Source organism: Streptomyces sp. NPDC021115 (assembly GCF_044333065.1).
Classification (GTDB): domain Bacteria; phylum Actinomycetota; class Actinomycetes; order Streptomycetales; family Streptomycetaceae; genus Streptomyces.
In genome coordinates, this window is the sequence record NZ_JBIRQF010000026.1 from 94234 (window position 1) to 101369 (window position 7136).

The 7136-nt window shown below is 71.3% G+C and carries 5 protein-coding genes; all 5 read left to right on the top strand.

Going from position 1 to position 7136, the window contains the following annotated elements; genetic code table 11:
* The first annotated feature begins 4 nt into the window (after positions 1 to 4).
* From ACH4TL_RS42115 to ACH4TL_RS42135, 5 genes are read left to right on the top strand one after another with little or no spacing between them, the layout of a single operon-like run.
* Complete coding sequence (locus ACH4TL_RS42115) at positions 5 to 877, top strand: aldolase (protein ID WP_398329484.1); 873 nt, start codon at positions 5 to 7, stop codon at positions 875 to 877.
* Positions 874 to 2757: a 3D-(3,5/4)-trihydroxycyclohexane-1,2-dione acylhydrolase (decyclizing) gene (iolD, locus tag ACH4TL_RS42120; RefSeq protein WP_398329487.1), complete on the top strand. Its 1884-nt coding sequence runs from the start codon at positions 874 to 876 to the stop codon at positions 2755 to 2757. Before ACH4TL_RS42115 ends, iolD begins: the two co-directional genes overlap by 4 nt.
* A gap of 9 nt (positions 2758 to 2766) precedes the next feature.
* Positions 2767 to 4272: a CoA-acylating methylmalonate-semialdehyde dehydrogenase gene (locus tag ACH4TL_RS42125; protein ID WP_398329490.1), complete on the top strand. Its 1506-nt coding sequence runs from the start codon at positions 2767 to 2769 to the stop codon at positions 4270 to 4272.
* Between the two features lie 59 nt (positions 4273 to 4331).
* Entirely contained in the window at positions 4332 to 5771 is a 1440-nt protein-coding gene (locus tag ACH4TL_RS42130; protein ID WP_398329493.1) for a sugar porter family MFS transporter, read from the top strand.
* 58 nt (positions 5772 to 5829) lie between these two features.
* Positions 5830 to 7026, top strand: coding sequence for a Gfo/Idh/MocA family protein (locus ACH4TL_RS42135; protein ID WP_398329496.1), 1197 nt, complete (start codon positions 5830 to 5832; stop codon positions 7024 to 7026).
* Positions 7027 to 7136: the final 110 nt, after the last annotated feature.

Sequence of the window (7136 nt, forward strand, 5' to 3'; positions counted from 1 at the left end):
CGACGTGCTGTCCGACAACGTGAGCCGGATCGTGGGGTCCCGGGTCAACGATCCCGGTGCCATCGCGGCCGCGGCCGCACGACGGGTCAAGGCCACCTCGCTGCTCGGCGAGCACGGCAAGGCCATGATCATCGCCGCGGACCATCCAGCGCGCGGCGCCAACCGCGTCGGCGGCGACCCCAACGCCATGGCCGACCGCTTCGAGCTGCTGGACCGGCTGTGCACGGCCCTGGACCGGCCCGGTGTGACCGGGGTGCTGGCCACCGCCGACATCCTGGAGGACCTGCTGCTGCTCGGCGTCCTCGACGGCAAGAGCGTCTTCGGCTCCATGAACCGCGCCGGGCTCGCCGGCTCGGCCTTCGAGATCGACGACCGGTTCACCGGCTACGACGCCGAGACCATCGCCGCGATGGGCTTCGACGGCGGCAAGATGCTCACCCGCATCGCCCTGGACGACCCCGCGACCCCGTCGGCACTGGAGAACACCGCCCGCGCGGTGGACGAGCTGAACGACCGCCGGCTGATCGCGCTGGTGGAGCCGTTCCTCAGCGGCTGGCAGGACGGCGGAATCCGCAACGACCTGTCGACCGACGCCGTCGTCAAGTCGGTCAGCATCGCCTCCGGTCTGGGCCGCCGCACCGCCTACACCTGGCTCAAGCTGCCCGTGGTCGCCGACATGGAGCGCGTGCTGTCCGCCTCGACGCTGCCCGCGCTGCTGCTGGGCGGCGAAGTCACCGACCCCGACGCGGCGTTCGCGTCCTGGGGCAAGGCGCTCAAGCTGCCCACCGCACAGGGCCTGGTCGTGGGCCGGTCCCTGCTCTACCCCTCGGACGGCGACGTCGCCACCGCCGTGGACCGGGCGGTGAGCCTGCTGTGACCGACACGACCATTCGCCTCACCACGGCCCAGGCCCTGGTCCGCTTCCTGGCGAACCAGTACAGCGAGCGCGACGGCCGGGAACAGCGGCTGATCCCCGGCGTATGGGGCATCTTCGGGCACGGCAACGTCGCCGGGATCGGGCAGGCGCTGCTCCAGGCGGCCGTCACCCGGGAGGCGAACCTGCCGTACTACCTGGCGCGCAACGAGCAGGGCATGGTGCACGCGTCGGTGGCGTACGCGAAGATGCGCGACCGGCTGGCCACCTTCGCCTGCACGGCGTCCACCGGACCCGGCTCCACCAACATGATCACCGGTGCCGCGCTCGCCACGACCAACCGGATCCCGGTGCTGCTGCTCCCCAGCGACATGTTCGCCACCCGGGCGGCCGACCCGGTGCTCCAGCAACTGGAGGACACCCGCGGCGGGGACGTCACGGTCAACGACACCTTCCGGTCGGTGTCCAAGTACTTCGACCGCGTCTCCCGTCCGGAACAGCTCATCCCGGCCGCCCTGGCCGCCATGCGGGTGCTGACCGACCCGGTGGAGACCGGCGCCGTCACGCTCGCGCTGCCGCAGGACGTCCAGGCGGAGAGCTACGACTGGCCGGCGTCCTTCTTCCGGCGCCGGGTCTGGCACGTGGGCCGCCCGCTGCCGGAACCGGCCGCCGTCGAACGGGCCGCACGGCTGCTGCGCGGCGCCAGGAAGCCGCTGATCGTGGCCGGTGGCGGCGTCGTCTATTCCGAGGCCCGGTCCCGGCTGTGCGCCTTCGCCGAAGCCACCGGCATCCCGGTCGCGGACACCCACGCGGGCAAGGGCGCGGTGCCCTGGGACCACCCGTGCGCGGTCGGCGGCCTCGGCTCGACCGGCTCCTACGCGGCGAACGAGCTGGCCAGGGAGGCCGACGTCGTTCTCGGCATCGGCACCCGCTACTCCGACTTCACCACCGCCAGCCACACCGTCTTCGGCAACCCGGACGTCACGTTCGTCAACCTCAACGTGGCGCGCCTCGATGCGGTGAAGCACTCGGCGGAGCCGCTGGTGGCCGATGCCCGGCTCGGCATCGAGGCGCTGTCCGCGGCGCTCACGGGCTGGGAGACCGACCAGGAACACCGCGAGCGCACCAGCCGCCTCATCGCCCGCACCCGGGAGATCGAGGAGGAGTGCTTCCACCGCGGCCACGGCCCCCGGCCCGCCCAGACGGAGATCCTCGGCGCGCTCAACCAGGCGCTCGACGACCGCGACGTGGTCATCAACGCCGCCGGCTCCATGCCCGGCGACCTCCAGCAGCTGTGGCGGGCCCGGGACCCGAAGGCGTACCACGTCGAGTACGCGTACTCCTGCATGGGCTACGAGGTGGCCGCCGGACTGGGCGCCAAGATGGCCGACCCGTCGCGTGAGGTGGTCGTCCTCGTCGGCGACGGCTCGTATCTGATGATGGCCCAGGAGATCTCGACCATGGTCAGCGAGGGCCTGAAGGTCATCATCGTCCTCGTCCAGAACCACGGGTTCGCGTCCATCGGGTCGCTGTCGGAGGCGCTCGGCTCCCAGCGGTTCGGGACCAAGTACCGCTTCCGCGACGGCGATTCGGGCCTCCTGGACGGCGATGTACTTCCCGTCGACCTCGCCACCAACGCCTCCTCCCTCGGCGCCGACGTCCTGCACGCCACCACCGTCGATGAATTCGGCACCGCGATGGAGAAGGCCAAGGCCGCCGTCCGCACGACCGTGGTGCACGTCGAGACCGACCTCTACGGACCGAACCCGCCCGGCCACGGCTGGTGGGACGTGCCGGTCAGCCAGACCTCCGCCCTGGACTCCACCCGCGCCGCATACGAGACGTATGCCGCCCACAAGCTCGCTCAGCGGCACTACCTGTAAGGACATCTCGTGAAGACCATTCAGCACTGGATCGACGGATCCCCGGCCACGGGCGCGGACCCCCGCACCGCGCCGGTGTTCAACCCGGCCACCGGTCAGGAGCGGGCCCGGGTCGTCCTCGGCGGCTCCGCCGACGTCGACGCCGCGGTCACCGCCGCCGCGCGGGCCGCCGAGGAGTGGTCGGAGTCCTCGCTCTCCCTGCGCACCCAGGTGATGTTCGCCTTCCGGCAGCTGCTCGTGGAGCACGAGGAGGAGCTGGGCCGGATCATCTCGGCCGAACACGGCAAGACGATCGACGACGCGCGCGGCGAGATCGTGCGCGGCCGGGAGGTCGTGGAGTTCGCCTGCGGTCTCGGCGACGTCCTCAAGGGCAGCTTCTCAGACCAGGTCTCGCGCGGCGTGGACGTGCACGACTTCCGGCAGCCGCTGGGCGTGGTGGCGGGCATCACCCCGTTCAACTTCCCGGCCATGGTGCCGCTGTGGATGCACCCCGTGGCCATCGCCACCGGCAACACCTTCATCCTCAAGCCCAGCGAACGCGACCCGTCGGCCGCGAACTTCGTGGCGGAGCTGTACCGGCGGGCCGGACTGCCGGACGGCGTGTTCAACGTCGTCCACGGGGACAAGGAAGCGGTCGACGCGATCCTCGGCCACTCCGGCATCGAGGCGGTCTCCTTCGTCGGCTCGACCCCGATCGCCAAGTACGTGCACGAGCACGCCACCAGCACCGGCAAGCGGGTCCAGGCGCTCGGCGGCGCCAAGAACCACGCCGTCGTCCTACCCGACGCCGACCTGGAGTTCGCCGCCAACCACCTCACGGCGGGCGCCTACGGCTCCGCCGGTGAGCGCTGCATGGCCGTCTCGGTGGCCGTGGCGGTGGGGGAGGCGGCCGACGGGCTGGTCGAGGTCCTGGAGCGCAAGGCCCGCGAGGTGACGGTCGGCCCCGGCGACGCCCCCGGCACCGACATGGGACCGCTGGTCACCCAGGCCGCGCGGGAGCGCGTCGAGAACGCGGTGGGCACCGCCGCCGCCCAGGGCGCCACCGTCGTCGTCGACGGCCGCGGGCTGAAGCTCGACGGCCACCCCGACTGCGCCGCGGGCTTCTTCACCGGCCCGTCCCTGCTCGACCACGTCACCGCCGAGATGGACGCGTACCGGGAGGAGCTGTTCGGACCCGTCCTCGCGGTCGTCCGTGTCGACAGCCTCGACGAGGCGATCGGCCTCATCAACGCCAACCCGTACGGCAACGGCACCGCCCTGTTCACCGGCTCAGGCGAGGCCGCCCGCCGCTTCCAGCGCCGGGTCAAGGTCGGCATGATCGGCGTCAACGTGCCGGTGCCCGTGCCGATGTCGTACTACTCCTTCGGCGGCTGGAAGGACTCGCTCATCGGCGACTCACCCATCCACGGCCCCGAGGGCGTCCGCTTCTACACCCGCCCCAAGGTCGTCACCAGCCGCTGGCCGCAGCCCGCCCAGCAGGTCACGGCCGGATTCACCTTCCCCACATCCCACTGACGCAGGACCTTGACCCGACTGGCTTCCCACACCCGCACACCTACCCGTAGGAGGTGGCCATGGACGTCAGGGACGACACGCCCCAGGCCCCCACACAGAGCACCGCAGTCACGGAACACGCCTCGCCCGAGGTCTACCGGAGACTGCGCGTCATCACCATCATCGCCACGTTCGGCGGACTTCTCTTCGGCTACGACACCGGCGTCATCTCCGGTGCGCTCCCCTTCATGGCCCTCTCGGCCGAGAAGGGCGGGCTCGGGCTCAACCCCCTGACCGAGGGGATCGTCGCGTCCTCCCTCGTGGCGGGTGCCGCCTTCGGCGCCCTGTACGGCGGACGCCTCTCCGACCGCTACGGACGCAAGCGGGCCATCCTCGGACTCGCCGTGCTCTTCTTCATCGGAGCCCTGGGCACCGCGCTCGCGCCCGACCTCGTGGTGATGGTGCTGTTCCGCATCCTGCTCGGGCTCGCCGTCGGCGGCGCGTCCGCCACCGTGCCGGTCTTCATCGCCGAGCTGGCCCCCGCCGTCCATCGCGGCCGCCTGGTGACCCAGAACGAGCTGATGATCGTGACCGGCCAGCTCCTGGCCTACACCTCGAACGCGGTCATCGCGAAGACCATGGGCGAAAGCGGCGTCTGGCGCTGGATGCTCGCGCTGGCCACCATCCCGGCCGTGCTGCTGTGGATCGGCATGCTGTTCGTGCCCGAGTCCCCGCGCTGGCTCGCCTCCCGCGGCCGCTTCGACGACGCCGCCCGCACCCTGGGCCTCATCCGCGACCCGGAGGTGGTCGAGCCGGAGTTCGCCGAGATCAAGCGGCGGGTCATGGCGGACGCCGACGAACCGAAGGCGAGCTGGGGCGATCTGCGCACCCCGTGGGTGCGGCGCCTGGTGGTATTCGGCTTCGCGCTCGCCACGCTGACCCAGCTCACCGGCGTCAACTCGATCATGTACTTCGCGCCCACGATCCTGCTGGACACCGGGCTCGGCACCCAGGCCGCGCTGACGGCCACCATCGCCAACGGTGTCGTCGCGGTGCTCGCCGTCTCCACCGGCATGTGGCTGCTGGGCCGGTACGGGCGACGCCCGATGCTGCTGACCGGACAGATCGGCGTCACCGTGTCGCTGGTCCTGATCGCCTTCTGCTTCCTGGTCCTGCCCCAGTCGGCAGCTCGCAGCTATCTGGTCCTGGCGTCCATGCTGATGTTCCTGCTGTTCATGCAGGGCTGCGTCGCGACCGTCTTCTGGCTGATGCTTTCCGAGATCTTCCCGCTGCGGCTGCGCGGCTTCGCGATGGGCATGGCCGTGTTCGGCACCTGGTCGGCCAACTTCGTGGTGACCCTGGCCTTCCCGCCGCTGATCGCCGCGGTCGGCGGCGCCACGTTCCTGCTCTTCGCGGCGGTCAACACCGCCACCATCTTCTACTACCTCCGCACCGTCCCCGAGACGCGTGGCCGCTCGATGGAAGCCATCGAGGCCCACTTCCGCGGCCAGTCCGCCTGACCACCGAACCGCCACTCCACGTCGACCCGACCACCCCCACACGCTGAAAGGCACACCCATGGCCACGTCCGGCAAGCCCCTTTCCGTCGCCGTCATCGGAGCCGGCATGGCCGGCCGCACCCACGCCGCCGGTTACCGCAACGTCAACACGGTCTTCGCGGCCGGCCTGCCGCCGGTCCGGCTGGCCGCCATAGCCGACGCCAACGTCGCACTCGGCGAGGACGCCGCCCGCCGGTACGGCTACGAGAAGGCGCTCCCCAGCTGGGAGGCGGTGGCCGAGGACCCGACGATCGACGCGGTCAGCATCGTCGTCGGCAACGATCTGCACCGCCCGATCGCCGAGGCCCTGGTCGCCGCGGGCAAGCACGTCCTGTGCGAGAAGCCCCTGGCCGGATCGCTCGAGGACGCCCGTGCGATGGCCGAACTGGAGCGCACCGCCGACGTCGTGACGGCCGTCGGCTACACCTTCCGGCGCTCTCCCGCCATCTCCGCGGTCCGCGACCACGTCCAGCGCGGTGAGCTGGGCGACCTCACGCTGTTCAGCGGCCGCTACTGGTGTGACTACGCCACCGACCCCAACGGCCCGCTGAGCTGGCGCTTCAAGGGCGGCCCCGGCTCCGGCGCGCTCGGGGACGTCGGCGCCCACGTGATCGACACCGCCGAGTACATCGCCGGTCCGATCGCCGCGGTCTCCGGCGCCTCGCTCTCGACGCAGATCCCCAAGCGCCCGCTGCCGCTGGGCGCGGTCGTCGGCCACAACGCCGCCCCCGTCTCGGACGAGTTCGGCGAGGTCGAGAACGAGGACACCGCGTCCTTCACCGCGCGCTTCGAGTCCGGTCTCGTGGGCACCTTCTCGCTGTCGCGCACCGCCTTCGGCCTGCCCAACGGCCTCGGCTTCGACATCCTGGGGCTGGGCGGCCGGGCCGCGTTCGACCAGCACAGGCCCGCCGAGTACCTCTTCGACGACGCCCAGCCGGACGCCCGTACGCGAGGTGCGCGCCACATCATCGCCGGGCCGCAGATGCCGTACTTCAAGGGCGGCTACCCGATGGAGGCGCCGGGCGTGGGCGGCGGCAACGCGGAGATGTTCACCTACCAGGCGCGCGCCTTCCTCGACCAGGTCGCGGGCGTCAGCGACCCGCTTCCGGCCTGCGCCACCTTCGCCGACGGGCTGCGGACCATGGAGATCATCCGGGCCGTCGTCGAGTCCTCCCGGAACAGCGGCGCCGCCGTCACCATCCCCGCCACCTCCTGACCACCCCCATGACGTAAGGAGAATCTCAATGATCGTGTCAAGCCGCCTGCGTGACCGGCGGGGCGGAGGTGAAGAACCTCTTGTCACGCAGCATTGCCCACAGAACGTCG